Origin of the sequence: Peribacillus sp. NJ4 (genome assembly GCF_030348345.1) — a bacterium.
Lineage (GTDB): Bacteria > Bacillota > Bacilli > Bacillales > DSM-1321 > Peribacillus.
In genome coordinates, this window is the sequence record NZ_JAUCFQ010000006.1 from 157,254 (window position 1) to 183,926 (window position 26,673).

12 protein-coding genes, 5 rRNA genes and 1 riboswitch are annotated in these 26,673 nt (G+C 42.2%); of the genes, 14 read left to right on the top strand and 3 right to left on the bottom strand.

The window, feature by feature from the left end; all coding sequences use genetic code 11:
* Positions 1–18 precede the first annotated feature (18 nt).
* The 6 genes from QUF94_RS26885 (at position 19) to QUF94_RS26910 (ending at position 9,663) form a co-directional block, all read left to right on the top strand.
* Positions 19–2,951, top strand: a 23S ribosomal RNA gene (locus tag QUF94_RS26885).
* Positions 2,952–3,015: 64 nt separating this feature from the next.
* Positions 3,016–3,131: ribosomal RNA gene (gene rrf / locus QUF94_RS26890) — 5S ribosomal RNA — on the top strand.
* Positions 3,132–3,682: 551 nt separating this feature from the next.
* A 16S ribosomal RNA gene (locus QUF94_RS26895) occupies positions 3,683–5,233 on the top strand.
* 175 nt (positions 5,234–5,408) lie between these two features.
* Positions 5,409–8,341, top strand: a 23S ribosomal RNA gene (locus tag QUF94_RS26900).
* Between the two features lie 64 nt (positions 8,342–8,405).
* Positions 8,406–8,521: ribosomal RNA gene (rrf, locus tag QUF94_RS26905) — 5S ribosomal RNA — on the top strand.
* The 16S, 23S and 5S rRNA genes sit together here, the layout of an rRNA operon.
* 302 nt (positions 8,522–8,823) lie before the next feature.
* Positions 8,824–9,663, top strand: a complete 840-nt coding sequence (locus tag QUF94_RS26910; protein WP_289318738.1) for a tyrosine-type recombinase/integrase — start codon at positions 8,824–8,826, stop codon at positions 9,661–9,663.
* Positions 9,664–9,966: 303 nt separating this feature from the next.
* Here QUF94_RS26910 and QUF94_RS26915 read toward each other — a convergent pair whose 3' ends face one another.
* Positions 9,967–13,095 carry an efflux RND transporter permease subunit gene (locus tag QUF94_RS26915; RefSeq protein WP_289318739.1) on the bottom strand — a complete coding sequence of 1,043 codons (3,129 nt, stop codon included), beginning with the start codon at positions 13,093–13,095 and terminating at the stop codon, positions 9,967–9,969.
* A 190-nt stretch (positions 13,096–13,285) separates the two neighbouring features.
* Here QUF94_RS26915 and QUF94_RS26920 point away from each other — a divergent pair, with 190 nt between their 5' ends.
* From QUF94_RS26920 to QUF94_RS26940, 5 genes are all read left to right on the top strand, one after another.
* Positions 13,286–14,164: a TetR/AcrR family transcriptional regulator gene (locus QUF94_RS26920; protein WP_289318740.1), complete on the top strand. Its 879-nt coding sequence runs from the start codon at positions 13,286–13,288 to the stop codon at positions 14,162–14,164.
* Between the two features lie 171 nt (positions 14,165–14,335).
* Positions 14,336–15,229: a diacylglycerol/lipid kinase family protein gene (locus tag QUF94_RS26925; protein WP_289318741.1), complete on the top strand. Its 894-nt coding sequence runs from the start codon at positions 14,336–14,338 to the stop codon at positions 15,227–15,229.
* A gap of 128 nt (positions 15,230–15,357) precedes the next feature.
* Positions 15,358–16,020, top strand: coding sequence for a hypothetical protein (locus QUF94_RS26930; RefSeq protein WP_289318742.1), 663 nt, complete (start codon positions 15,358–15,360; stop codon positions 16,018–16,020).
* Positions 16,021–16,035: 15 nt separating this feature from the next.
* Positions 16,036–17,298 (top strand): efflux RND transporter periplasmic adaptor subunit, encoded by a 1,263-nt coding sequence (locus QUF94_RS26935; protein ID WP_289318743.1) that lies wholly within the window; start codon positions 16,036–16,038, stop codon positions 17,296–17,298.
* 202 nt (positions 17,299–17,500) lie between these two features.
* Positions 17,501–17,647: riboswitch (cyclic di-AMP (ydaO/yuaA leader) on the top strand.
* 172 nt (positions 17,648–17,819) lie between these two features.
* The gene (locus tag QUF94_RS26940; RefSeq protein ID WP_289318744.1) at positions 17,820–19,079 is read left to right on the top strand and encodes a cation:dicarboxylate symporter family transporter; all 1,260 of its coding nucleotides are present in this window, start codon (positions 17,820–17,822) and stop codon (positions 19,077–19,079) included.
* A gap of 60 nt (positions 19,080–19,139) precedes the next feature.
* Here QUF94_RS26940 and QUF94_RS26945 read toward each other — a convergent pair whose 3' ends face one another.
* Positions 19,140–19,883, bottom strand: a complete 744-nt coding sequence (locus QUF94_RS26945) for a class I SAM-dependent methyltransferase (RefSeq protein WP_289318745.1) — start codon at positions 19,881–19,883, stop codon at positions 19,140–19,142.
* A 214-nt stretch (positions 19,884–20,097) separates the two neighbouring features.
* Between QUF94_RS26945 and QUF94_RS26950 the strand changes: the two genes are divergently transcribed.
* From QUF94_RS26950 to QUF94_RS26960, 3 genes are all read left to right on the top strand, one after another.
* Positions 20,098–20,871, top strand: a complete 774-nt coding sequence (locus QUF94_RS26950; protein ID WP_289318746.1) for a hypothetical protein — start codon at positions 20,098–20,100, stop codon at positions 20,869–20,871.
* Between the two features lie 565 nt (positions 20,872–21,436).
* On the top strand, positions 21,437–22,519 hold the full coding sequence (locus QUF94_RS26955; RefSeq protein ID WP_289318747.1) for a D-alanine--D-alanine ligase: 1,083 nt from the start codon (positions 21,437–21,439) through the stop codon (positions 22,517–22,519).
* Between the two features lie 157 nt (positions 22,520–22,676).
* On the top strand, positions 22,677–24,059 hold the full coding sequence (locus QUF94_RS26960; protein WP_289318748.1) for a UDP-N-acetylmuramoyl-tripeptide--D-alanyl-D-alanine ligase: 1,383 nt from the start codon (positions 22,677–22,679) through the stop codon (positions 24,057–24,059).
* A 436-nt stretch (positions 24,060–24,495) separates the two neighbouring features.
* Here the strand turns inward: QUF94_RS26960 and QUF94_RS26965 are convergent, their stop codons facing one another.
* The gene (locus QUF94_RS26965; RefSeq protein WP_289318749.1) at positions 24,496–25,647 is read right to left on the bottom strand and encodes a PP2C family protein-serine/threonine phosphatase; all 1,152 of its coding nucleotides are present in this window, start codon (positions 25,645–25,647) and stop codon (positions 24,496–24,498) included.
* Between the last annotated feature and the right edge of the window lie 1,026 nt (positions 25,648–26,673).

The window sequence follows — 26,673 nt, forward strand, 5'->3', positions numbered from 1 at the left end:
CTGTAAGATCTTTTTAACGGTTAAGTTAGAAAGGGCGCACGGTGGATGCCTTGGCACTAGGAGCCGATGAAGGACGGGACTAACACCGATATGCTTCGGGGAGCTGTAAGTAAGCTTTGATCCGGAGATTTCCGAATGGGGAAACCCACTGTTCGTAATGGAACAGTATCTTTACCTGAATACATAGGGTACTGAAGGCAGACCCGGGGAACTGAAACATCTAAGTACCCGGAGGAAGAGAAAGCAAATGCGATTTCCTGAGTAGCGGCGAGCGAAACGGAATTAGCCCAAACCAAGAGGCTTGCCTCTTGGGGTTGTAGGACACTCAACATGGAGTTACAAAGGAACGGGGTAAATGAAGTGATCTGGAAAGGTCCGTCAAAGAAGGTAAAAACCCTGTAGTTGAAACTTCGTTCCCTCCTGAGTGGATCCTGAGTACGGCGGGACACGAGAAATCCCGTCGGAAGCAGGGAGGACCATCTCCCAAGGCTAAATACTCCCTAGTGACCGATAGTGAACCAGTACCGTGAGGGAAAGGTGAAAAGCACCCCGGAAGGGGAGTGAAATAGATCCTGAAACCGTGTGCCTACAAGTAGTCAAAGCCCGTTAATGGGTAATGGCGTGCCTTTTGTAGAATGAACCGGCGAGTTACGATTTCATGCGAGGTTAAGTTGATAAGACGGAGCCGCAGCGAAAGCGAGTCTGAATAGGGCGAATGAGTATGAGGTCGTAGACCCGAAACCAGGTGATCTACCCATGTCCAGGGTGAAGTTCAGGTAACACTGAATGGAGGCCCGAACCCACGCACGTTGAAAAGTGCGGGGATGAGGTGTGGGTAGCGGAGAAATTCCAATCGAACCTGGAGATAGCTGGTTCTCTCCGAAATAGCTTTAGGGCTAGCCTCAAGATGAGAGTATTGGAGGTAGAGCACTGATTGGACTAGGGGCCCCCAACGGGTTACCGAATTCAGTCAAACTCCGAATGCCAAATACTTATTCTTGGGAGTCAGACTGCGAGTGATAAGATCCGTAGTCGAAAGGGAAACAGCCCAGACCACCAGCTAAGGTCCCAAAGTATACGTTAAGTGGAAAAGGATGTGGAGTTGCTTAGACAACCAGGATGTTGGCTCAGAAGCAGCCACCATTTAAAGAGTGCGTAATAGCTCACTGGTCGAGTGACTCCGCGCCGAAAATGTACCGGGGCTAAACGTATCACCGAAGCTGTGGATTGACACCATTAGGTGTCGATGGTAGGAGAGCGTTCTAAGGGCGTTGAAGTCAGACCGGAAGGACTGGTGGAGCGCTTAGAAGTGAGAATGCCGGTATGAGTAGCGAAAGAAGGGTGAGAATCCCTTCCACCGAATGCCTAAGGTTTCCTGAGGAAGGCTCGTCCGCTCAGGGTTAGTCGGGACCTAAGCCGAGGCCGAAAGGCGTAGGCGATGGACAACAGGTTGATATTCCTGTACCACCTATACATCGTTTGAACGATGGGGGGACGCAGAAGGATAGGGTAAGCGCGCTGTTGGATATGCGCGTCCAAGCAGTTAGGCCGGAAACGAGGCAAATCCCGTTTCCATTAAGGCGGAGCTGTGATGGCGAGGGAAATATAGTACCGAAGTTCCTGATTCCACGCTGCCAAGAAAAGCCTCTAGTGAGATGTAAGGTGCCCGTACCGCAAACCGACACAGGTAGGCGAGGAGAGAATCCTAAGGTGTGCGAGAGAACTCTCGTTAAGGAACTCGGCAAAATGACCCCGTAACTTCGGGAGAAGGGGTGCTTTTTAGGGTGAATAGCCCGGAAAAGCCGCAGTGAATAGGCCCAGGCGACTGTTTAGCAAAAACACAGGTCTCTGCGAAGCCGCAAGGCGAAGTATAGGGGCTGACACCTGCCCGGTGCTGGAAGGTTAAGGGGAGAGGTTAGCGCAAGCGAAGCTTTGAACCGAAGCCCCAGTAAACGGCGGCCGTAACTATAACGGTCCTAAGGTAGCGAAATTCCTTGTCGGGTAAGTTCCGACCCGCACGAAAGGTGTAACGATCTGGGCACTGTCTCAACGAGAGACTCGGTGAAATTATAGTACCTGTGAAGATGCAGGTTACCCGCGACAGGACGGAAAGACCCCGTGGAGCTTTACTGCAGCCTGATATTGAATTTTGGTACAGCTTGTACAGGATAGGTAGGAGCCTGAGAAGCCGGAGCGCTAGCTTCGGTGGAGGCGTTGGTGGGATACTACCCTGGCTGTATTGAAATTCTAACCCGCGCCCCTTATCGGGGTGGGAGACAGTGTCAGGTGGGCAGTTTGACTGGGGCGGTCGCCTCCTAAAGAGTAACGGAGGCGCCCAAAGGTTCCCTCAGAATGGTTGGAAATCATTCGTAGAGTGTAAAGGCACAAGGGAGCTTGACTGCGAGACCTACAAGTCGAGCAGGGACGAAAGTCGGGCTTAGTGATCCGGTGGTTCCGCATGGAAGGGCCATCGCTCAACGGATAAAAGCTACCCCGGGGATAACAGGCTTATCTCCCCCAAGAGTCCACATCGACGGGGAGGTTTGGCACCTCGATGTCGGCTCATCGCATCCTGGGGCTGTAGTCGGTCCCAAGGGTTGGGCTGTTCGCCCATTAAAGCGGTACGCGAGCTGGGTTCAGAACGTCGTGAGACAGTTCGGTCCCTATCCGTCGCGGGCGCAGGAAATTTGAGAGGAGCTGTCCTTAGTACGAGAGGACCGGGATGGACGCACCGCTGGTGTACCAGTTGTCTTGCCAAAGGCATAGCTGGGTAGCTACGTGCGGACGGGATAAGTGCTGAAAGCATCTAAGCATGAAGCCCCCCTCAAGATGAGATTTCCCATGGCGCAAGCTAGTAAGATCCCTGAAAGATGATCAGGTTGATAGGTCAGAGGTGGAAGCGTGGCGACATGTGGAGCTGACTGATACTAATAGATCGAGGACTTAACCAACGCTTTTTAAAAAATGAAATACCTTCTTATTATCTAGTTTTGAAGGAACAACGTTCCTTTATTGTTTGGTGGCGATAGCGAAGAGGTCACACCCGTTCCCATTCCGAACACGGCAGTTAAGCTCTTCAGCGCCGATGGTAGTTGGGGGTTTCCCCCTGTGAGAGTAGGACGCCGCCAAGCCATTTCAAAGACCAGCCATCCGGCTGGTCTTTTTTGCATTTATAAGGACGTGTACAATATATGAAGACTTATAAGGTTTTTTTAGGATACCTTGGAGTTCTGTCTGAATTATATTTATTAAAGTCGTGTTTTTTATCCTTAAGCCAACGGGGATTAGATGGATATAGACCCTTCATTCAGAAAAGGAATTATTTATTTTGAAATGTGTTGACTTTAAAGTGAAATTGGATTAATATAAATAAGCACCAACTAAGACAAACGAACAACTTCATCCGCTTTTGGTAATCTACCAAAAGAAAAATAATAACTATTGACTTCTTACTATGAAAATGATAAGATGAAATGGTCGCTGAAAAACACAGCGATTTAAAATAAGTTTAAAACTTCGCAGAAGTTGACAACTAATCAATAAGATGTTATGATGAATAAACAAGCCGTTCGAAAGAACGATTGTGAAATTGCTCTTTGAAAACTGAACAAAACAAAGCGCCAACGTTAAATTTTAAGTGAGCACACACTATCAAAAAAGCAAAATGAGCAAGTCAAACATTTCTTCGGAGAGTTTGATCCTGGCTCAGGACGAACGCTGGCGGCGTGCCTAATACATGCAAGTCGAGCGAATCGATGGGAGCTTGCTCCCTGAGATTAGCGGCGGACGGGTGAGTAACACGTGGGCAACCTGCCTATAAGACTGGGATAACTTCGGGAAACCGGAGCTAATACCGGATACGTTCTTTTCTCGCATGAGAGAAGATGGAAAGACGGTTTCGGCTGTCACTTATAGATGGGCCCGCGGCGCATTAGCTAGTTGGTGAGGTAATGGCTCACCAAGGCGACGATGCGTAGCCGACCTGAGAGGGTGATCGGCCACACTGGGACTGAGACACGGCCCAGACTCCTACGGGAGGCAGCAGTAGGGAATCTTCCGCAATGGACGAAAGTCTGACGGAGCAACGCCGCGTGAACGAAGAAGGCCTTCGGGTCGTAAAGTTCTGTTGTTAGGGAAGAACAAGTACCAGAGTAACTGCTGGTACCTTGACGGTACCTAACCAGAAAGCCACGGCTAACTACGTGCCAGCAGCCGCGGTAATACGTAGGTGGCAAGCGTTGTCCGGAATTATTGGGCGTAAAGCGCGCGCAGGTGGTTCCTTAAGTCTGATGTGAAAGCCCACGGCTCAACCGTGGAGGGTCATTGGAAACTGGGGAACTTGAGTGCAGAAGAGGAAAGTGGAATTCCAAGTGTAGCGGTGAAATGCGTAGAGATTTGGAGGAACACCAGTGGCGAAGGCGACTTTCTGGTCTGTAACTGACACTGAGGCGCGAAAGCGTGGGGAGCAAACAGGATTAGATACCCTGGTAGTCCACGCCGTAAACGATGAGTGCTAAGTGTTAGAGGGTTTCCGCCCTTTAGTGCTGCAGCTAACGCATTAAGCACTCCGCCTGGGGAGTACGGCCGCAAGGCTGAAACTCAAAGGAATTGACGGGGGCCCGCACAAGCGGTGGAGCATGTGGTTTAATTCGAAGCAACGCGAAGAACCTTACCAGGTCTTGACATCCTCTGACAACCCTAGAGATAGGGCTTTCCCCTTCGGGGGACAGAGTGACAGGTGGTGCATGGTTGTCGTCAGCTCGTGTCGTGAGATGTTGGGTTAAGTCCCGCAACGAGCGCAACCCTTGATCTTAGTTGCCAGCATTCAGTTGGGCACTCTAAGGTGACTGCCGGTGACAAACCGGAGGAAGGTGGGGATGACGTCAAATCATCATGCCCCTTATGACCTGGGCTACACACGTGCTACAATGGATGGTACAAAGGGCTGCAAACCTGCGAAGGTAAGCGAATCCCATAAAGCCATTCTCAGTTCGGATTGTAGGCTGCAACTCGCCTACATGAAGCCGGAATCGCTAGTAATCGCGGATCAGCATGCCGCGGTGAATACGTTCCCGGGCCTTGTACACACCGCCCGTCACACCACGAGAGTTTGTAACACCCGAAGTCGGTGAGGTAACCTTTATGGAGCCAGCCGCCTAAGGTGGGACAGATGATTGGGGTGAAGTCGTAACAAGGTAGCCGTATCGGAAGGTGCGGCTGGATCACCTCCTTTCTAAGGATAATTACGAGAGCGCTTTTGTTTTGTTCAGTTTTGAATGAGTAATTCATTCAGATAGGGAAGAAAAACATCACGATGTGATGGATTCTTTCTGCTTTGTTCCTTGAAAACTAGATAATAGATAGAAGGCAATTAATTTTTTTCAAAGCATCTGTAAGATCTTTTTAACGGTTAAGTTAGAAAGGGCGCACGGTGGATGCCTTGGCACTAGGAGCCGATGAAGGACGGGACTAACACCGATATGCTTCGGGGAGCTGTAAGTAAGCTTTGATCCGGAGATTTCCGAATGGGGAAACCCACTGTTCGTAATGGAACAGTATCTTTACCTGAATACATAGGGTACTGAAGGCAGACCCGGGGAACTGAAACATCTAAGTACCCGGAGGAAGAGAAAGCAAATGCGATTTCCTGAGTAGCGGCGAGCGAAACGGAATTAGCCCAAACCAAGAGGCTTGCCTCTTGGGGTTGTAGGACACTCAACATGGAGTTACAAAGGAACGGGGTAAATGAAGTGATCTGGAAAGGTCCGTCAAAGAAGGTAAAAACCCTGTAGTTGAAACTTCGTTCCCTCCTGAGTGGATCCTGAGTACGGCGGGACACGAGAAATCCCGTCGGAAGCAGGGAGGACCATCTCCCAAGGCTAAATACTCCCTAGTGACCGATAGTGAACCAGTACCGTGAGGGAAAGGTGAAAAGCACCCCGGAAGGGGAGTGAAATAGATCCTGAAACCGTGTGCCTACAAGTAGTCAAAGCCCGTTAATGGGTAATGGCGTGCCTTTTGTAGAATGAACCGGCGAGTTACGATTTCATGCGAGGTTAAGTTGATAAGACGGAGCCGCAGCGAAAGCGAGTCTGAATAGGGCGAATGAGTATGAGGTCGTAGACCCGAAACCAGGTGATCTACCCATGTCCAGGGTGAAGTTCAGGTAACACTGAATGGAGGCCCGAACCCACGCACGTTGAAAAGTGCGGGGATGAGGTGTGGGTAGCGGAGAAATTCCAATCGAACCTGGAGATAGCTGGTTCTCTCCGAAATAGCTTTAGGGCTAGCCTCAAGATGAGAGTATTGGAGGTAGAGCACTGATTGGACTAGGGGCCCCCAACGGGTTACCGAATTCAGTCAAACTCCGAATGCCAAATACTTATTCTTGGGAGTCAGACTGCGAGTGATAAGATCCGTAGTCGAAAGGGAAACAGCCCAGACCACCAGCTAAGGTCCCAAAGTATACGTTAAGTGGAAAAGGATGTGGAGTTGCTTAGACAACCAGGATGTTGGCTCAGAAGCAGCCACCATTTAAAGAGTGCGTAATAGCTCACTGGTCGAGTGACTCCGCGCCGAAAATGTACCGGGGCTAAACGTATCACCGAAGCTGTGGATTGACACCATTAGGTGTCGATGGTAGGAGAGCGTTCTAAGGGCGTTGAAGTCAGACCGGAAGGACTGGTGGAGCGCTTAGAAGTGAGAATGCCGGTATGAGTAGCGAAAGAAGGGTGAGAATCCCTTCCACCGAATGCCTAAGGTTTCCTGAGGAAGGCTCGTCCGCTCAGGGTTAGTCGGGACCTAAGCCGAGGCCGAAAGGCGTAGGCGATGGACAACAGGTTGATATTCCTGTACCACCTATACATCGTTTGAACGATGGGGGGACGCAGAAGGATAGGGTAAGCGCGCTGTTGGATATGCGCGTCCAAGCAGTTAGGCCGGAAACGAGGCAAATCCCGTTTCCATTAAGGCGGAGCTGTGATGGCGAGGGAAATATAGTACCGAAGTTCCTGATTCCACGCTGCCAAGAAAAGCCTCTAGTGAGATGTAAGGTGCCCGTACCGCAAACCGACACAGGTAGGCGAGGAGAGAATCCTAAGGTGTGCGAGAGAACTCTCGTTAAGGAACTCGGCAAAATGACCCCGTAACTTCGGGAGAAGGGGTGCTTTTTAGGGTGAATAGCCCGGAAAAGCCGCAGTGAATAGGCCCAGGCGACTGTTTAGCAAAAACACAGGTCTCTGCGAAGCCGCAAGGCGAAGTATAGGGGCTGACACCTGCCCGGTGCTGGAAGGTTAAGGGGAGAGGTTAGCGCAAGCGAAGCTTTGAACCGAAGCCCCAGTAAACGGCGGCCGTAACTATAACGGTCCTAAGGTAGCGAAATTCCTTGTCGGGTAAGTTCCGACCCGCACGAAAGGTGTAACGATCTGGGCACTGTCTCAACGAGAGACTCGGTGAAATTATAGTACCTGTGAAGATGCAGGTTACCCGCGACAGGACGGAAAGACCCCGTGGAGCTTTACTGCAGCCTGATATTGAATTTTGGTACAGCTTGTACAGGATAGGTAGGAGCCTGAGAAGCCGGAGCGCTAGCTTCGGTGGAGGCGTTGGTGGGATACTACCCTGGCTGTATTGAAATTCTAACCCGCGCCCCTTATCGGGGTGGGAGACAGTGTCAGGTGGGCAGTTTGACTGGGGCGGTCGCCTCCTAAAGAGTAACGGAGGCGCCCAAAGGTTCCCTCAGAATGGTTGGAAATCATTCGTAGAGTGTAAAGGCACAAGGGAGCTTGACTGCGAGACCTACAAGTCGAGCAGGGACGAAAGTCGGGCTTAGTGATCCGGTGGTTCCGCATGGAAGGGCCATCGCTCAACGGATAAAAGCTACCCCGGGGATAACAGGCTTATCTCCCCCAAGAGTCCACATCGACGGGGAGGTTTGGCACCTCGATGTCGGCTCATCGCATCCTGGGGCTGTAGTCGGTCCCAAGGGTTGGGCTGTTCGCCCATTAAAGCGGTACGCGAGCTGGGTTCAGAACGTCGTGAGACAGTTCGGTCCCTATCCGTCGCGGGCGCAGGAAATTTGAGAGGAGCTGTCCTTAGTACGAGAGGACCGGGATGGACGCACCGCTGGTGTACCAGTTGTCTTGCCAAAGGCATAGCTGGGTAGCTACGTGCGGACGGGATAAGTGCTGAAAGCATCTAAGCATGAAGCCCCCCTCAAGATGAGATTTCCCATGGCGCAAGCTAGTAAGATCCCTGAAAGATGATCAGGTTGATAGGTCAGAGGTGGAAGCGTGGCGACATGTGGAGCTGACTGATACTAATAGATCGAGGACTTAACCAACGCTTTTTAAAAAATGAAATACCTTCTTATTATCTAGTTTTGAAGGAACAACGTTCCTTTATTGTTTGGTGGCGATAGCGAAGAGGTCACACCCGTTCCCATTCCGAACACGGCAGTTAAGCTCTTCAGCGCCGATGGTAGTTGGGGGTTTCCCCCTGTGAGAGTAGGACGCCGCCAAGCCATTTTAAAGATCAGCCATCCGGCTGGTCTTTTTTACGGTTGCTATTCCTTCAGTATCATATTATTTAAACTGTTAATAGGTAGAGACCCGTAAAGAGCATAAAGAAAGTAATATAGTATATGGATAGTAAATATGGTAGAACATACTATAAATGCATCCCTATTATTTATAACCAAATAATTTCTACTTTCTATCTGTATAATCCATATCTGTTTAAGACAAAGGGACAGAATTCTTCGTTTCTGTAGGGATATATGTTAAACTTAACGTAGTTCTGAAACTGTCATTGGGGGAATAGCCGATGGATACCTCTGCTAAAGATGAAATGATTTTTTCGTTTGCTGAATGGTTGAGAGACCAAGGTAAATCAGCTAATACGATCAAAACGTATACTGGTGTCCTTTCACAGTTTTGTGACCAGACACAAAAGATATTGATGGAGATTCATTCTGAAGATGTTCAGGATTATCTTGATTATTTAGAAAATTGCAAGAAAAGTCCAGGGACAATCGAAAAACACTATATCGCTCTAAATGTTTTCTTTAAATTTTTAGGTAAACCACAAGTAATGCTTTCTGTGGAACGTAAGGTTAAAGAGCACAAGCTTGAGGTACCTGAAACTTTAAGCATGAAAGAGCAGCAAATCCTGTTAAGAGATATAGAAGCAGAAGGAAATCTAAGGAACATTGCCATCGTCTACCTTTTGTTACATACTGGTATCCGTGTATCTGAATTATGTGACTTAAATGGTCGGGACGTCATCATGGAAACAGAGCGAAATTATATACTTGTCAGGAACGCAAAAGGTGAAATCGATAGATCCGTTCCCCTTACACTATCGTCTATACAACATGTGAAAAATTATCTTTATTCTTTAAAAGAAAAGGCAGATCCGTTATTCATCTCAAGTTATAATCAAAGGATCACTCCGAGGTCAGTTCAATATATATTAAAAAAATACAATGTGCATCCTCATAAACTTCGCCATACCTTTTGCCAAAGGTTAGTGGATAATGGAATAGATATACAAACGATATCCAAGCTTGCCGGTCATAAAGATTTAAACGTAACAAAGCGTTATTTAAAAGAAAAATCGCTGGATCTGGAAAATGCAATCGACCAGACCTTCACCAAACACTAAACTATAGAAATTAAAAAGGAAGGCTAGTTCTTTCCTTTTTTTGTTTATATAAAAATATGGTGTTAAAAACAAATGAATTTCCTTGGAAATGACGAATGGGACAGTTTTGCCTTATCAGGCGGGGTAGGGTTAAAGAAGGAATTGAAGCCCGTCTAAAGAGTCCCAGAAGCATTATGAGCTTAAGGAAGTTGTATTTAATAAGATAATGAAAATGAATGTGGAAAGAAAGGTTCAAGGTATTCTTGTTGGATTGCGAGCAGAAAGGGCATCCCCATAAAGGGATGCCCTCTTTCTGTTTCTTCTTTATTTACTTGTTTTTTTCTTCTTTTTACCTTTTTTCATGATAACTTCATATACAACAGGTACTATTACAAGTGTTAGCAATGTAGAACTCACCAGTCCGCCGATGACGGTAATTCCAAGACCCTGTGATATTAATCCACTGCCTTCTGCACCGATGGCCAATGGTATTAAAGCGCCGATTGTGGCTAGGGCAGTCATCAGGATTGGACGTAGGCGGGTGGTTCCTGCTTCGAGTAAAGCTTCCCGGGTAGATAAGCCTGATTCTTCATTTTTGATAACGCGGTCGACCAATACGATGGCATTGGTTACGACGATACCAATAAGCATCAGGACACCCATCATTGCGGAAACGCTAATGGTCTCACCTGCAACGAATAGGCCTGCCAATGCCCCAATTACCGTGAATGGTAATGAGAAAAGAATGGCTATTGGCGCTAAACCACCATGGAAAGTAACGACTAGGACAAAGTAAACGATAGCAATGGCTGCTAACATAGCGATTCCAAGTTGAGTGAATGACTCTTGGATATCTTCCGTTACTCCGCCGTAGTCTACAGAGACGCTTGCAGGTAGGTCTAATTTGTCAACTTCCTTTTGTACTTCAGCTGTTACTGCTGCTACATCATCCGATTTGATTGTTGCAGACACGTCGGCATAAATTTTTCCATCGCGACGGCTAATTGTATCGGACGCTTTGCCCTCTTCGATTTTCACAAGCTCTTTCAATGGGATTTCCATTCCCATTGGAGAAGGAATTTTCGTATTTTCTAGATCTTTTTTATCTTCGAATGTCGTTTTTTCCGTTTCAACATATACTTTGACTTCTTCTCCATCTTTCTTAATTGTAGTTAAAGCATCATCTTTATTCGCATTAGCAATGGACATACCAATTTGTGCAGCTGTCAGTCCGAGATCACTTAGCTTTTCCTGATCTGCAACTAGAGTATATTGCTCATAAGCATCGGAAAGACTTGTATCAACATCTTTTAAATCTTTATTTTTCTTCATGATATTTTGAATATCATCGATTACCGGTTCAATGTCTTTTTGTGTATTTCCGTAAACAAATAGAGTGGTTTCGTTGCTTGCTGTTGACGTGAATTCTTGTTGTTTCCATGTTCCAGGTGAATCAAGGTCAGTTAAATCTTTTATGACCTTTTCTTTTTTGTCCCCGAAATCTTCGGTGTCTTCATCGTAGAGTACATAGAGGAGAGCTGAGTTACTCGATCCACCCATCATGCCGCCCATCATGTTTTCCCCTAGTGTGTATTGAACGGTCTTCACATCATCTTTATCCATGAAATATTTTTCTACTTTTTCTGTTTGCTTTTCAATATCCTCTTTTAATTCACCAGGTGCTGGGGTGTAAGTAACGATAATCGTTTTTTCTTCATCTGCAGGCATGAAGCTGACACCGATGCTTGGAATTAGGAATAAGCTCCCGACCAATAATACAATGGCAGTACCGAAAGTGATTAACTTATGGTTTAATGACCAATCCAGTGCTTTTCGGTAGAATACCGATAGTTTACTTGGTTTTTCTTCATGTGATTTTAATTCCTTTTTAGATAGTCCCTTTTTAAATAATGAGTCTGCCATGGCTGGAACAAGTGTGATGGCGATTATTAATGAAGCGACTAATGCAAACACCATTGTTAAGGCGAATGGCATGAATAGTTCCCCGACAGGTCCTGTAACGCTTGCTAAAGGCAGGTATACGGCTACAGTAACGATTGTCGATGAAAGGATAGGGATGAACATTTCCTTAGTGGCTGATCGTATTAATTCGCCGCCTGTTAATTGTTCGCCTTTTAAAGCCATTCTCCTGTAAATATTTTCAATGACGACAATGGAGTCATCGACGACTCGGCCAATGGCAACGGTCATGGCCCCCAGTGTCATGACATTCAATGAAATATCCATTTGTTTGAGCACCAAAAGGGCTGCTAACAGGGATAGTGGAATCGAAATGACGGAAATGAGAGTCGTTTTAAAGTTCCTAAGGAACAACATGATAACAATGACGGCAAACAGACAGCCGAAGAGTGCCTTGCTGATCATGGTTTCAACAGAATCTTTGATCGGTTTGGCTTGATCAAGCGTAGTATGTACACTTACGCCTTTAAATTCTTCTTTGAAATTCGAAACTTCTTTATTTACTTCGTCAACGATCGCAACTGTATCGGCATCAGGCGATCTTGTAACCTGGATTCCAATCGATTCGCTACCATTTGTTCTTGATATCGATTCAGCCTTACCTGTGATTTTAACATCGGCAATGTCTGATAATTTGACATTTTGCAGTTGGGCAGTAGCCGGTGCCATTTCAGGAGATAATTGATTGGTTTCAGGTACCGTTTGTGTTGGCGTTCCTGCTTTAGAGCCACCCGTTAAAGGTATCTTTATATTTTTCAAGTCTTTTAATGTGGAGATGTTTCCATCCACAACGATCGTTTTTTCTTTATCATCAAAGTTATATATACCAAGTGGCATGTTGACGTTTGCGGCCTGGATAACCTTCTTTACGGTCTCTTCATCGAGCCCGTATTGAGCCATCTTTTCTTGATCGAATATAAGACTGCCTTCATTTACTTGTTGTCCGGAAATTGATACGGATGTTACGCCGTCAACTCCTTCAAGTTTAGGTACTAACACTTCTTCGACATTTTTAGTAAGGGCAGGTAAATCCGACTCCTTATCTGTTACACTAAGTGCAACAACAGGAAAAGCGTTTAATTCCAATTTGGATACGCTTGGGTCATCCACTCCTTCAGGCAGTTCTAATTTCTCTAATGCTTCTTTAACTTCTTTTACAGCGTCATCCATATTAGTATCATAATCGTATTGTAATTGGATGGAAGACACATTAGCCATGGAAGACGAACTGACTAATTCGACTCCTGATAAATTCGTGACTTTCTGCTCTATCTGGTCTGTGAGTTTATCTGCTACTTCTTCAGGTGCAGCTCCGGGGTATACAGTGGAGATGCTTATTAAAGGAGTCGAGATGTTTGGAATGGTTTCTTGTTTCATGTTTAAACCGGAGTATAAACCCGCTGCAACGATGATGATCGTAAGTAACCAGATTGCCAATTTATTCTTTAAGGAAAATTTAATTATTGAATTCAAACTTGTACCCTCCATACTTAAAATTGTGACTAGTCGGTCATAAACTCAAATATATAGTATATGGATTATGAATGCAACAGATAATATTCGTGAGTTTTATCGTTGTGATTCCAAGGGTTTTGGGATACAATTTGGAGGAAATGACTGAGCGGTCATAAGTGAACAATCTTTAAGAGATAGGATGAATTTGATGAATGAAAAACATAAGATGATTATAGATAAGTCTGTAGAGCTTTTCGCGGAGAAAGGCTATCATGCTACATCCGTTCAGGAAATTGCTGAAAAATGTGGGATAGCAAAGGGGTCTTTTTATAATTATTTTAAATCGAAGGAAGAATTATTAGTCTCCATTTTTAAATATTATTATGAAGCGTTGACGGACTCTTTACTTGACCTTGAGCTGGATGCTTCATTATCAAGTAAAGATAAGTTTTTAAGGCAAATCACTGTTCACATTGAGCATGTGACGGGAAATACCAACTTAATCAAAATGATGATGCAGGAACAAATGATTCATATCAGCAAAGAACTAGATAGATTTTTACATTATATCCATGAAGAGGGCATGATTTGGTTCAAGCGTAAAATCATTGAGTTATACCCGGGACTTTCGGCTGACCTTCTACCGGATTGCACAATAATGTTAGATTCACTTTTCAAAGGATATATTGGAATATTAATCAGGAAAAAAAATGCTTTCGAAGTGGAATTGTTACCTAAATTCATTTTGAACCGGATGGATTCGATTATCGCAAGCATGCAAATCATGGATGATCCATTATTGAAACAATTTCCCTTACACGGATGCTCACTGACGGATTTGAGCCCAAAAGAGGAAATCCATTCAATCATAAGCAGGATGCTTGAAGTGGAAACACGTAAAGAAGAGGGAATGGAAACAAATAAAAATACGGAAGCTCTAAAGGCAATCCAAGAAGAGTTTTCGAAAGTTAGGCCAAGTCCCATTATCTTGGAAAGTCTTTTGTTATTTTTGGAAAAAAATGAAAAGAGAAGTCACTTGTGTACAAAGCTTATCTTGACGATGAAGGAATATTTGACGAATATATGAAGGCTTTACTGAAAAGGGGCGTATAGCCTCTTTTTACTTTTGATATGACTTAGATTTCAAGCCATATGTATTTTTCCATTTAATAATGATTGAGTTTCAAAAGCGGGGGTATAGGAAAAAGTATAAGTAGCAGGAAGAAGATAATTCTTTCATTAATATGGGGGCTAAATCATGAGATGGAAAAAGGGAATGCTGATTTATAACATAAATGCTGGAAATGGTAAACTCGAAAGGAATCTTGAGGCATGTCTTCCAGTTATAGCTCCTCATATTGATGAGTTCCTCATTCTACAAACGAAGGAAAAAGGCGATGCATCTCGATTTTGCTCGGAATATGGTGAAGACATGGATGTAGTTTTCGTATTAGGAGGAGATGGAACTGTACATGAGTGTGTAAACGGCCTTTCACCGCTGGAGAAGCGGCCATTATTTGGGATTTTACCTGGAGGGACTTGCAATGACTTCTCCAGAACATTGAATATTCCTCAAAATGTTCGTCAAGCCGCAGAAGCAATAGTAAATGGCAAGGTTCGTTCAATTGATATCGGGCAGGCCAATAACGATTATTTTTCTAATTTTTGGGGAGTTGGACTTATTTCTGAAGCTTCAAGCAATATTGATGAGCAGGAAAAAAACAGATTCGGAAAGATAGGGTATTTATTAAGTGCGGTAAGGACGATTGGTGATAGTGCCCCCTTTCCCTATAAACTTGAACATGATGGGCATTTAATTGAAGGGAAAGCAATTATGATTTTGGTCTTGAATGGATGTTTTATCGGTACTAATTTATTGCCGTTTCCCATGGTTAGTCCAGACGATGGGCTCTTTGGCGTTGCCATCTTGGAAAACGCAAACCTTGGTGCATTGTTGGAAATAATAGCGATGAAACGTTCATGGACAGAAAATCTGAGCTCGGAAGCTGGAGTGACATATGTGCAGGCCAGTACCCTGACTATTGAATCCAAGAGGCCACTTGATGTGGATATGGATGGAGAGAACTATAGCCAAACACCTACTCGAATTAAAGTCCTTGACCATCATTTATCGGTATTAATTCCCAATTAGAGGGAGATTAATTATAAAGGGTAAGGATTATGTGTTTTTTTTGTTTCAATCACTCCTTATTTCTGCATTTGTTTCCAAAATAAGATAATATATAGAATGATATATCATTTTTTGCAGGAGGAACACATATGGTGTACCAGGTCAGATTGTTAAAGGGCATTTTAGAGCCTAATCGGAGTCGTTATCAGCTGCAAAATGCAGAGGCAGTCACACGACTTGGTTGGAAATTACTATTTTTATATCTTCTTAGTCTTTTAGTATTTGCTATTGAGGGGTATTTTGGCATTGGATCAGAATCATTTTCCAAAGAAATCACGAAGATGGGTGTTAATGAATTTGAAGCAGGAAAGTTGCTGATATTGAGCGGCAATATAATAGCAGGCATAATCCACCCTTCCATATACATATTTTTATCAGCTCTATTCTTTTGGATCGTTACGGATATTCCGTACATAAAAATAGTCATCGTTCAAATGATCATTTTTGGTTTGCAATTGGTGGAAAAAATATTATTGATTCCTCTATTCGTATTAATGGATATAGGCAACGATGCCAATCCTTTTTCTTTAGGAATCATCAGTCAGTATTTTCTCAGAAGTGATTACTTTATTCACTTTTTCAGCGAAATCACCATTTTTCAATTTCTTATTATTGCCCTGCAATATTTTTATTTAAAGGAATTTTCAGAACGAAATAATTATTTGATCTTTTTAATGATTGTTCTATTCTATCTGGCCACTTGGTTTGTTAAAGCCTTTTTAGCATATATCCAAGTGGGCGTATTTGTATAAGGCGGGGTGAAAAGAATGAGCGGGAAATGGAAAATAGCAGCGGTCTCTATTGCGTCGACTGTTTTGATAACCGTTAACTTATACCTTATTGAAAAAAAGGAAAGCAAAGTGGAACGAACTGTTTTCGTGGAAAACTGGACAATGGTAAAAAAAGATACAATTACGGATACCATTCAAACGAATGGTGTAATTAAACCTTTGGAAGAGTATGATATCTATTTCGATACCAAGAAGAATGATTTTAAGAAATTCCTTGTAAAAGAAGGCGATGCGGTAACGGCTGGCTCCTCGTTGTTTGAGTATACGGCAACCGAACTTGATGCGCTTAAAGCGAATGTAGAATCGGAGAAAGCTGCCGCTGAGGGAGAAATTGTAGGGATTGACCAATACTTAGGGAAGTTGAGGTCTTATCAAGGGACATTGACCCGTGATCCCGATAAAGCGGTCATTGATGAATCGGTGGAAAGAAACTTGAATATCGATATAACAACAAGCTCTTCAGACCTTATTAAAAGTAACATTGAGCAAGAAATGTACAAGCAGGAACTCGAAAAAAACAGTTTGAATGAAAAAGTTAAAATGCTTGATGCTAAATTAAGGTCTATTGAGGAGCAGTCCAGCGCGATTGTAACGACCAGTGAAGCTTATGGTGTAGTTAAGAATATCAATAAAAACCTGAATAATCCCATTATATCCATTATTTCGACAAATATGGCAATTGAAGGTGATTTCTCCGAAGAGGAGATGAAAAAGGCTGAAGTGGGCATGACTATAAAAGCAAGTTCTTCTGACTCAAAAAAGACTTTGAAAGGGAAGATTGGCCGTATCCATTCCTATCCAGCAGAAGAGCCGTCCATAAAAAAAGATAACAGATTTCCATTTCAGGCTTTAATCGAACCTGAAGGTGAAGAAACCGAACCTTTGTTGGTGGGATCCAAAGTCAATCTTACTGTAATAACCAATGAGAAAGCGGGTGTACCCTCCATTCCTATAGAGGCAGTCCATTACAAAGAACAGCCGCATGTCTACAAGTTGACTAAAAAAGGCTTTGTGGATAAACATTACATCACAAAAGGACTTAAAGCAGAAGGAAAGCAAGAACTCATAAAGGGACCATCCGTAGGTGACGTCATCCTATTAGAACCGAATAGGGTAGTGAAGAACCATTCTTATTTTATTACTCCAATTCAATTTGAAAAAGTGAAAACTAATACTTATAAGAAATTCAGCTCTAGGGAAAAAGTAAGATATCTGTTACTTGGCATTTTGGAAAAATAACCGCTTCTTTCATCAGGAGAGAGGATGTCAAATTAGTTGCTATTTCTATATCCATATAACTTATATGTATAAAAATTAGGCAATGAAATTATAGGTACAATATTCATTAATACAGAATATTCAGACATATTTTGAGGTTTATTTCAAGAATGATTGCGAATAAATATTTACAGATTAACGTTTTTAGTATAATATTTTATTATAAGTTAACTCGCTTAATCTTATTCCAAGAACGGGGGACCCATTTTTGTGGATTTTATCCGCTAGGGGTGAATTCAGAAATGAAAGGGCTTTGTGTTTCCAATTCCTAACCCGACAGCTAACCTCGTCAGCGTCTTTAAGGGAACATGTGTGAATATTCACGCCAATAAGAAATCGACACATGAAGTGTCTTTTTTTTCGGCGTAAAGACAGAGTTTTTCAAAAAAAGAAAAATTACTTTCTTTTATTAGTATCTTGTTTCCCTTACCGAGACAAAAATGTTTTTGCATCAAAGACTTTATGGAAGGTGAGGAAAGTAAATGAAGAAATTCAAATTAAGTTTAGCTAGCCAAATTTTCATTGGTTTAATTTTAGGGATTATCGTTGGTGCCATTTTTTATGGTAATGAGACGGCCCAAAACTTTTTACAGCCATTCGGAGACATTTTCCTACGAATGATTAAAATGATTGTAGTGCCGATCATCGTTTCAAGCCTTATCGTTGCTGTTGCAGGTGTAGGCGATTTAAAATCAGTAGGTAAACTTGGCGCTAAATCAATATCATACTTTGTTGTGGTAACTATGATTGCGATTGCTGTTGGTTTAATTTCAGCGAATATCATCCAGCCTGGTGTTGGTGTAAATATGGACAAGCTAGAACAAACTGATATTTCTACCTATGTCGATACAGCCGAAACTAAGCAACATGAATCGTTCGTAGATACAATCGTTCACATTGTGCCATCCAATCCGGTTAAAGCTATGGTAGAAGGCGATATGCTAGCGATCATTTTCTTCTCCGTGTTGTTTGGACTTAGTATTGCGGCTATCGGTGAAAAAGGTAAACCAGTATTCCGTTTCTTCCAAGGTACAGCTGAAGGAATGTTTTACCTAACGAATATGGTCATGAAATTCGCTCCAATCGGGGTATTTGCACTAATCGGTGTGACCATCTCCAAGTTCGGTCTGGAATCTTTAATTCCGTTAGGAAAGTTAGCGCTTTCTGTATATGGAACAATGATTTTCTTTGTAGTTGTCATTCTGGGTCTTATTGCGAAATTTGTAGGATTCAATATCTTTAAATTGATTAAACTTCTAAAAGAAGAATTGATTCTTGCGTTCTCTACAGCAAGTTCAGAAGCTGTTCTTCCGAAAATCATGGAAAAAATGGAGAAAGCGGGATGTCCGAAACATATTGCTACATTTGTTATTCCGACTGGATACTCTTTTAACCTTGATGGCTCTACATTATACCAAGCGTTAGCAGCTATCTTCATCGCTCAAATGTACGGAATTGATTTAAGTATGTATGAGCAAATTACGCTGATGCTAGTGTTAATGATCACCTCTAAGGGGATTGCGGGCGTACCAGGTGTATCTTTCGTAGTTCTTTTAGCGACTTTAGGAACAGTTGGTATTCCTATTGAAGGTCTAGCATTTATTGCTGGTATCGACCGTATTCTTGATATGGGACGTACAGTAGTAAACGTTATTGGTAATTCACTTGCAGCAATCGTCATCTCTAAATGGGAAGGTCAATTCAACCCGCCTTCCGATAAAGAACTAGAGCAAGTTTCTTAATACAAAAAATCCAGAGTGATATGTCACTCTGGATTTTTTTTGAATTTTAAAAAATGTACCTTATTTTTGAACGATCCAGAAGCGGCAATCAGAAGAGAAAACGTTTACATCATCACTTTCATGGAATAATTCACTTCTGTAAAAGGTCTCGATGACTGTAAACCCTGCTTCTTCAAGACCATCAAGTACTTCAAGTTGTGTTGGAATATGGAGGTAAGTATCTTTTTGAGGTGTCTTTCCGAATGTGAAAATATCCCCAAACTCATAAAGCCTCTCATCTTGTTTACCTTCACACCAAATAATTTCCTCTTGTTCCCAGAAATTCATATAATATTCGTTTTTATCACGGTCGTGTGTTGTGAAAATGAAAATGCCTTCTGGTTTTAAAATACGATTTATTTCATTTAAAGCTAATGTACGATTTTTTCGCTGGGGAATTTTCATTAAACCATTAAAAGCGAAGATTGCTTTATCGAATGATGAATTGTTGAAAGGGAGTTTCGTTGCATCGCCAAGGATAAAGGGTATATCCAGGTTATATTCGTACGATATTTTTTCGGCTTCATGAAGCATGGCAGGTGTTATATCGATTCCCGTTATACTTTGAAATCCTTTTTTATACAGTGCAAATGTGGTTCTTCCAGTTCCGTAGCCAATATCAAGGATTGTATCATCCTGATATAAATATTTTTCGAATGCATATTTTTCTGATTGCCAAAGATCAAAATTTTTTGTTGCATCAGCATAAAGTGAAGCGGCCTCAAGTAAAGAATTAATGATAAAACGTTTTTCAATTTTATCCATCGTCAATTCCTCCAAATTTTAATTTATTTCTATAATATAGATATTTGATATTGTCGAACTCGTTCCTTGACCTTATAGGTGAATATAGAGACGGGTTTCACATTATTTAGACGATGCTGATGATGATTAATATTCTCGGTTATATAACTTACGTGAAACCCCAAAAGTTTGATAAAATAACATTATTGATTGAGAGCTCGGAGGGGATCAGGTTATGAAGAGTGATAACAATGATATCTTATATATGCATATGCAGGCTTCTGAACGGTTTGTCCTTTTTAATGGACTCAATTTCCGCGAATTTGTTTATTCGCTGCCATATACCATGGATTCCATCTTATTATTGAAACATCAATTCGATGGAGGGGAATACAATTTGAATGTCCTGCTTGAGAGCGCTTCATCTGAGGATATTGCGAAGCTCGTTAAAGAAAATGTCCGGGCATATGGAGATTTCTGTTGGATTGATTTTGAAGAAGCCGAAGGGCTGGATGAATTGGATGGCAGGGAAATAGCGGAACTTTTATATTTAGGGCATGCAAAAACTCATCTGCAACCTCCATTTTTCCGTAAATTGAATAATCAATTTGTGTACCTTGCCCAGGATGATGGCTGGTTCAATAAAATTTATTTTCGTTCTCTTTCGACATATTATATGATGTTAGGAAGCCTGATTCCGTTAAAGCTGGAGCCATTAAAAGTGGAGAGGTCGTGGCTTGGAATCAGAAAGAAAAGAGAACTGACGGCCATCCCTCCAGAAATGATTTCTTCTTTGGCTCATATTCTGGCAGAGGGGCTCATTTTTTCCTTTCGGCATGTTAAGTACTCAAGAACGAAGATTGAGATACCGGCATGGGTCGTAGGGGATTATTTAAATATGGATGAGATGCATGATGACTTTTCGGATAGAAATATTAAGGAGCCGGATGTCTTTATTACATTCAATCGAAAAGAAAAAGTATGGGAAAGCATTATAAAAAATAAATAATTATCCTGATTATCCTAACTTCCGGATTCGTGGATTGGATTATTAAAATCCTGGAATATTTTAGGTTTAAGACTTACTATCTCATGCATAAAAGATTAGAGAGGACGACGCACCGAAGTGGTTGGCCTATAATCATTGGAAAAGCACCAATGATGGAAGTTTCGCTTTACCCCGCATTAACAGGCTGTAAGGGAACGGATGGCAAATGTAATGAAAAAGAAATGTGGTGGGCCAACAGCCTGTAAATGCCCGATTGCGACGCACAGGATGTGCTAGCACAGGTGTTGCCACAGGACGTGGCGAATTTAACCTGTGTTCCGCTTGTGGTAATAATTGGAAAATCATCAATGATGGAAGTTTCGCTTTACCCCGCATTAACAGGCTGTAAGGGAACGGATGGCAAATGTAATGAAAAAGAAATGTGGTGGGCCAACAGCCTGTAAATGCCCGATTGGCTCAACTAACCATCATTGGAAAAGCATCAATGATGGAAGTTTCGCTTTATCCGTTTTAGTGTAAAATGATACAATGAACATGGTTAAAAGAATATTGGAGGGTAATACTCATGAAAACTAAACTTGGTTTGCTTTATGGTGGAAAATCTGCGGAGCATGAAGTTTCTATGCAGACGGCTTTAGCAGTCATTAAAGCTCTCGATTTAGCAAAGTTTGATATATATCCGATTTACATAACAAAAGAGGGTTCATGGATTAATGGACCGAAGTTGACAGGACCTGCTGAGAGTGTGGAGGCTTTGACTTTTTCACCGGAAAAATCGAGCTCGCCTCTTGCCTTACAAGCGCATTCAACTGATGAAAATAGTGAATCAACAGGGTATGACGTAATTTTCCCATTGCTTCACGGACCAAATGGAGAAGATGGAACCGTGCAAGGGATGCTGGAACTATTGAATCTTCCTTATGTGGGTAATGGCGTTTTAGCCTCATCAGCTGGAATGGATAAGGTTATCATGAAAAATATTTTTGCCCAGGCGGGACTACCTCAAGTTAAATATACTTGGTTCATTCGTTCTGAATGGGAGAAAAATACTGAAAGCGCCATTAAAAAGGTAGCGGATGAATTAGGGTACCCATGCTTTGTCAAACCCGCTAACTTAGGCTCGAGTGTCGGTATCAGCAAATGTAATGATGCTGATGAATTGGAAAAGGCGGTAGTGGAAGCTTTTCAATTCGATAGGAAGATCATCATTGAAGAAGGGGTAATAGCTCGTGAACTCGAGTTTGGCATCCTTGGTAATGATGACCCGTCTTGTTCAGTGGCAGGGGAAATCATCCCTAAGAAAGATTTTGCCTTCTATGATTATTCAGCAAAATACGTTGACGGTAATTCCGCGATGGTCATCCCAGCGGAGATAAAGGAAAGCGAGTATGCAGCTTTATCCGAAATGGCCATTACAGCCTTTAAGTCATTGGATTGCTCTGGATTGGTTCGAGCTGATTTCTTCTTGACGGAAGAGGGCCAAATCTATATTAATGAAGTGAATACAATGCCTGGGTTCACTCCATTCAGCATGTTTCCGTTATTGTGGAAACACACAGGTGTCGACTATCCAACATTAATTGAAAAACTCGTGAAACTTGCCTTGGAACGTCATCAAGAAAAACAACAAATTAAATATACAGTTTGACCATGCAGGTAATGTATCAGTAAACTTCACAATCCTTCAAAAATTGATTTGATGGATCCAATCAGCAGGAGCCGGTGCGATTTACACTGGTTTCTGCTTCGTTTGGTTAATGGAAGAAGAGAGCGGTTACCGGTTCGATGAATGTAGGAGGAGCAAAATGATAAAGAGAACGTTAAAACAAGTACATGAAATGGCAAATGGATTGAATGATATCACTCCATTCCAGACCATAGGGATCAATGGGGTTACCATCGATTCAAGAACGGTTAAGGAAGGTTGTTTGTTCATTCCTCTTAAGGGTGGGCAGGTTGACGGCCATCAGTATGTCAAGCAAGCTTTAGCGCAAGGAGCCTCGGCTTCTTTTTGGCAAAGGGATGTTCCGAATCCTCCTAATGATTTACCGATAGTCATTGTTGAAAATACCGAAAAAGCACTTCAGCAATTAGCGCGTGCTTACCGTGAGCAATTGAATATAAAAGTCATTGGGATAACAGGCAGTAACGGTAAGACGACTACGAAAGATATGACGGCTGCATTGCTGGCAACTACCTATAAAGTTCATAAAACCAATGGTAACTTCAATAATCATCTAGGTTTACCACTAACGGTGCTTTCTATGGAAGAGGATACTGAAGCCGCTGTTTTGGAAATGGGAATGAGCAGCCGCGGTGAAATCGAGTTCTTATCCAAAATGGCAAAGCCAGATGTAGCGATCATTACCAATATCGGTGAATCACATTTATTGGATTTAGGATCACGCGAGGAAATAGCGAATGCGAAGCTGGAAATTGTTGAAGGTTTGGCGGAAGATGGGACGCTCATATATCATGGTGATGAACCATTGCTTCGCAGTCGAATCAAAAAGGATTTTCCTGATTTAAACGTAATATCTTTTGGACGTACAGAACAAAATGATTTATTTCCGCAGACCATTAACCAAGGATCAGACAGTACGACGTTTACAATCGCATCTGATGAAAAGGAAATCGACTATGAGATACCTGTTTTAGGCCAACATAATGTTCTTAATGCATTGGCAGCCATCTTGGTGGCTAAAGAATTCCATGTAGATGATTCGGCGATCCGTAAAGGTCTGTCAACCATTCAGTTAACTAATATGAGGATGGAATTGGTCGAGGGTGCAAAAGGGCAGAAAATCATCAATGATGCGTATAATGCCAGTCCAACTTCAGTTAAGGCCGCTATAGAGCTGATTGAGGGATTATCTGGTTTTGAGAAAAAGATACTTGTACTGGGAGATATGTTGGAGTTAGGACCACAGGAAAAAGACTTTCATTTGAAAATAGGTGAATTGATTTCAAGTGAGCGGATTGATAAGATCTTCACGTATGGTCCTTTGGCCGAGTTTATTGCCAAGGGAGCGAGCAAGGCTTTTTCATCAGAGAAAGTTCGTCCTTTTCAAGATAAGCAGAAGCTTATTGAGGAACTTAAATCGTCAACACAGGTAAATGATATCATTCTCGTTAAAGCTTCTAGGGGCATGAAGCTGGAGGAAGTCGTTCAAGCCTTGCAAAAATAAAAAAGAGTAGAAAAGCCGTTTCTTTTTTAAACGGCTTCAGTAGAAAAGGGGTTCGGAATTAAATTCAGAACCCCTTTTGGAATTCCCTTTGAAATTCTGGCCCGAGGTTAAGGAATTTGGGCTCTACAACTACTATGCATTTTTGGACCTTGTCATGTCCAATTGGCCATCTTCTTGCACCAGTTGGTTTAAAGTAATCATTTCAAGCTAATCTCGCTGAATGGAATTATCCGAGACTCCTACGGGATAAGCGTGCCCAAGGGAGCCCCTGCAGGAGTAAAGGCGCCGAGGGTGCCCCCTGAACCGCCCGCGGAATGCGAGTGCCTGGAGAACGGTCAAAATTTAAAACCTAAAAAGGAATGCAGACAAACTCAATTATTGTCGAGTCAGTCTATAGTCTGAGGCCGTTTCTTTGAAACGGCCTTTTTTATCGTATTTAAAAAAGTGTCCCGGCAATAATGCAGATATCATCGTTAATAACTGAATGCCTCATCCTTGAAACCAAAAGTTCCTTAAGAAGGTCATGTGTATCGAGATGGACATTTTCGATGAAGTCCCTCTCAATATTGTCAGATCTGTCAATGGCAGAAGGTACCGGCGTTTTAGAGAGTCCATCTGTATAGATGATGAAACGGCTTCCTGGTTCATAATGAAATACTATTTTTTTAATGGGCATTTCAGGAATTAGTCCTATTGGGTTAGACCCTTCATTTAAATTGAGGAGTTGATTGGTGCATGGGGAATACAAAAAGGCTGAAGGAAGCCCGCAGTTCACATATTCGATGAGTCTATCCTTTGTATTCACGTATGCAATGAAGGCTGTATAACAAACATGGTTTTTATTTTCCCTTTTAACTCCTTGAAATAGATCCTGCATATGTTTGTTCAGTTCCTCCGTTATAAAAATGGGGTCTTTTACACGTTTAATAAGCTCAGGCATCAAAGTGCGTATGGACATGTTAATAAGTGCTGTATGAATGCCCTTTCCCCATACATCGATCATTATGAAGCCGTATGTCCTGTCATCAACTTCCGTCCAGTAAAATAAATCCCCCGACAGCTCACTGGAAGGCTGGGAAAGACCTTTGACCTCTATATCTTCTTTATTGATCGATAAAGGTAAACCTGAAAGTTGAAAGTCCTTTGCAATTCGCAGGCTCCTTGCTGATTTCTGGTTAATCTTTTCAAGCTCATGCCCCTTCATTTTCGCTGAAAACAGTTGCATGCTGATGTTTTGGAGTGATTTTAATTTAATCCTGACTTCTACTGAATCGGCAGGGACTGCCATGGTTTCATAAAAGGTCCTTTTTGGCAACGTCGGAGGGGGCCTCATTCCTATAGTACGTTTGTAAATAAATAAGATAGGGATATCATGAGATTCAGCTAAGGCGAACAACGAGGTTTGCTGCCAAGAATCTTTTGATATGTGTAAAGGTAAAATAAATAATGATTGCATTAAGTCCGTTGAATCCTGGAACAGATGACTTTGATTGAGTGGATCCTCCAAAAAGGTGACTTTCTTGTTCAGTGACTCTAACATCAGACCAAAATCTTTACATAAAGGAACATCTATTGTGTATATATTCATATAACCCCCATTAATTTATTGATAGGTCAATCATACTGCATTTAGACTAATTTACTATAATTTTCGGGTGAATTAATGGAAATTTCGAACTTTAGATGATCTTATATACCTGGAAATGTAAAGGGGATTGGTAGTAAGCCCTATCTTTTTCAATGGGAGTAAACGTGGAAGGTACCCAATTTTTTTGAATAAAACCTCCTACAATAGGATTGTTGAAACTATTTCATTAAAACACATATCATGTATATAAATGGATGTTCGTTTTGTAAAATCATTTAATATTTCCGCTCCAATTTTAAGAATCCATTTACTTATAAATGGATATAGTAACTACGGTAATCCTAGAATCAGACGATGTAGCATCTCTAAAGGAAAAATAAAAATCAATCGGAACATTTTAACCCTTTATTAAATGGCACATTGAATGAACATGCTATATTCTTTCTCAAACGTATCAAGGCAGCCATTTCCATGTAGGAATATACCAATTTTCCTATTTTTAAAACGATCTAAAGTTTTTAGTAACCATGAATGGGGCGATATCCTTTATTGCAATAACAGTTTGAAAATGGTAATATGATGTATGAGTTTAAATGTCTTATCATTGATGATTATTTAAATTAATCAGGTTGAGGCAACAAAATTGTATGTTCTTACATGTTTCATGAGTTCATTCTTGAGATTATTTTAGATTAAATAGGCCGCGCGTCTGGTCATATATAAAAGCTGCATCTCTTGGCGGCTTTAGTAGCTATTAGGGAATCAAGCCGCATATTAGCGCTTTTCCACTTCTGCAAATCCTCAACGCACCGGGCCTGTTTTGTATAAGAATCTTGGCTCTCGTCAAGTTTTGTTCATACAGTCTTTTTAAGTCTGATGAATAATAGGTGCAGCAGCCCTCACCTGAATAAAACGGTGAAACACCCGTTTATGCTACTTTTAATTTTCCATATTGAATTTAATTTTGGTTACATGTACTTTTAAAAAGATGAGCGTATGTTAATGATAAGTTTACACGTGCGCGAA

Coding starts and splice junctions, on each gene's coding strand:
- QUF94_RS26935 (WP_289318743.1), top strand. CDS start 16,036: ATGAGCGGGAAATGGAAAATAGCAGCGGTCTCTATTGCGTCGACTGTT.
- QUF94_RS26920 (WP_289318740.1), top strand. CDS start 13,286: ATGAATGAAAAACATAAGATGATTATAGATAAGTCTGTAGAGCTTTTC.
- QUF94_RS26965 (WP_289318749.1), bottom strand. CDS start 25,647: ATGAATATATACACAATAGATGTTCCTTTATGTAAAGATTTTGGTCTG.
- QUF94_RS26910 (WP_289318738.1), top strand. CDS start 8,824: ATGGATACCTCTGCTAAAGATGAAATGATTTTTTCGTTTGCTGAATGG.
- QUF94_RS26955 (WP_289318747.1), top strand. CDS start 21,437: ATGAAAACTAAACTTGGTTTGCTTTATGGTGGAAAATCTGCGGAGCAT.
- QUF94_RS26940 (WP_289318744.1), top strand. CDS start 17,820: ATGAAGAAATTCAAATTAAGTTTAGCTAGCCAAATTTTCATTGGTTTA.
- QUF94_RS26925 (WP_289318741.1), top strand. CDS start 14,336: ATGAGATGGAAAAAGGGAATGCTGATTTATAACATAAATGCTGGAAAT.
- QUF94_RS26945 (WP_289318745.1), bottom strand. CDS start 19,883: ATGGATAAAATTGAAAAACGTTTTATCATTAATTCTTTACTTGAGGCC.
- QUF94_RS26960 (WP_289318748.1), top strand. CDS start 22,677: ATGATAAAGAGAACGTTAAAACAAGTACATGAAATGGCAAATGGATTG.
- QUF94_RS26930 (WP_289318742.1), top strand. CDS start 15,358: ATGGTGTACCAGGTCAGATTGTTAAAGGGCATTTTAGAGCCTAATCGG.
- QUF94_RS26950 (WP_289318746.1), top strand. CDS start 20,098: ATGAAGAGTGATAACAATGATATCTTATATATGCATATGCAGGCTTCT.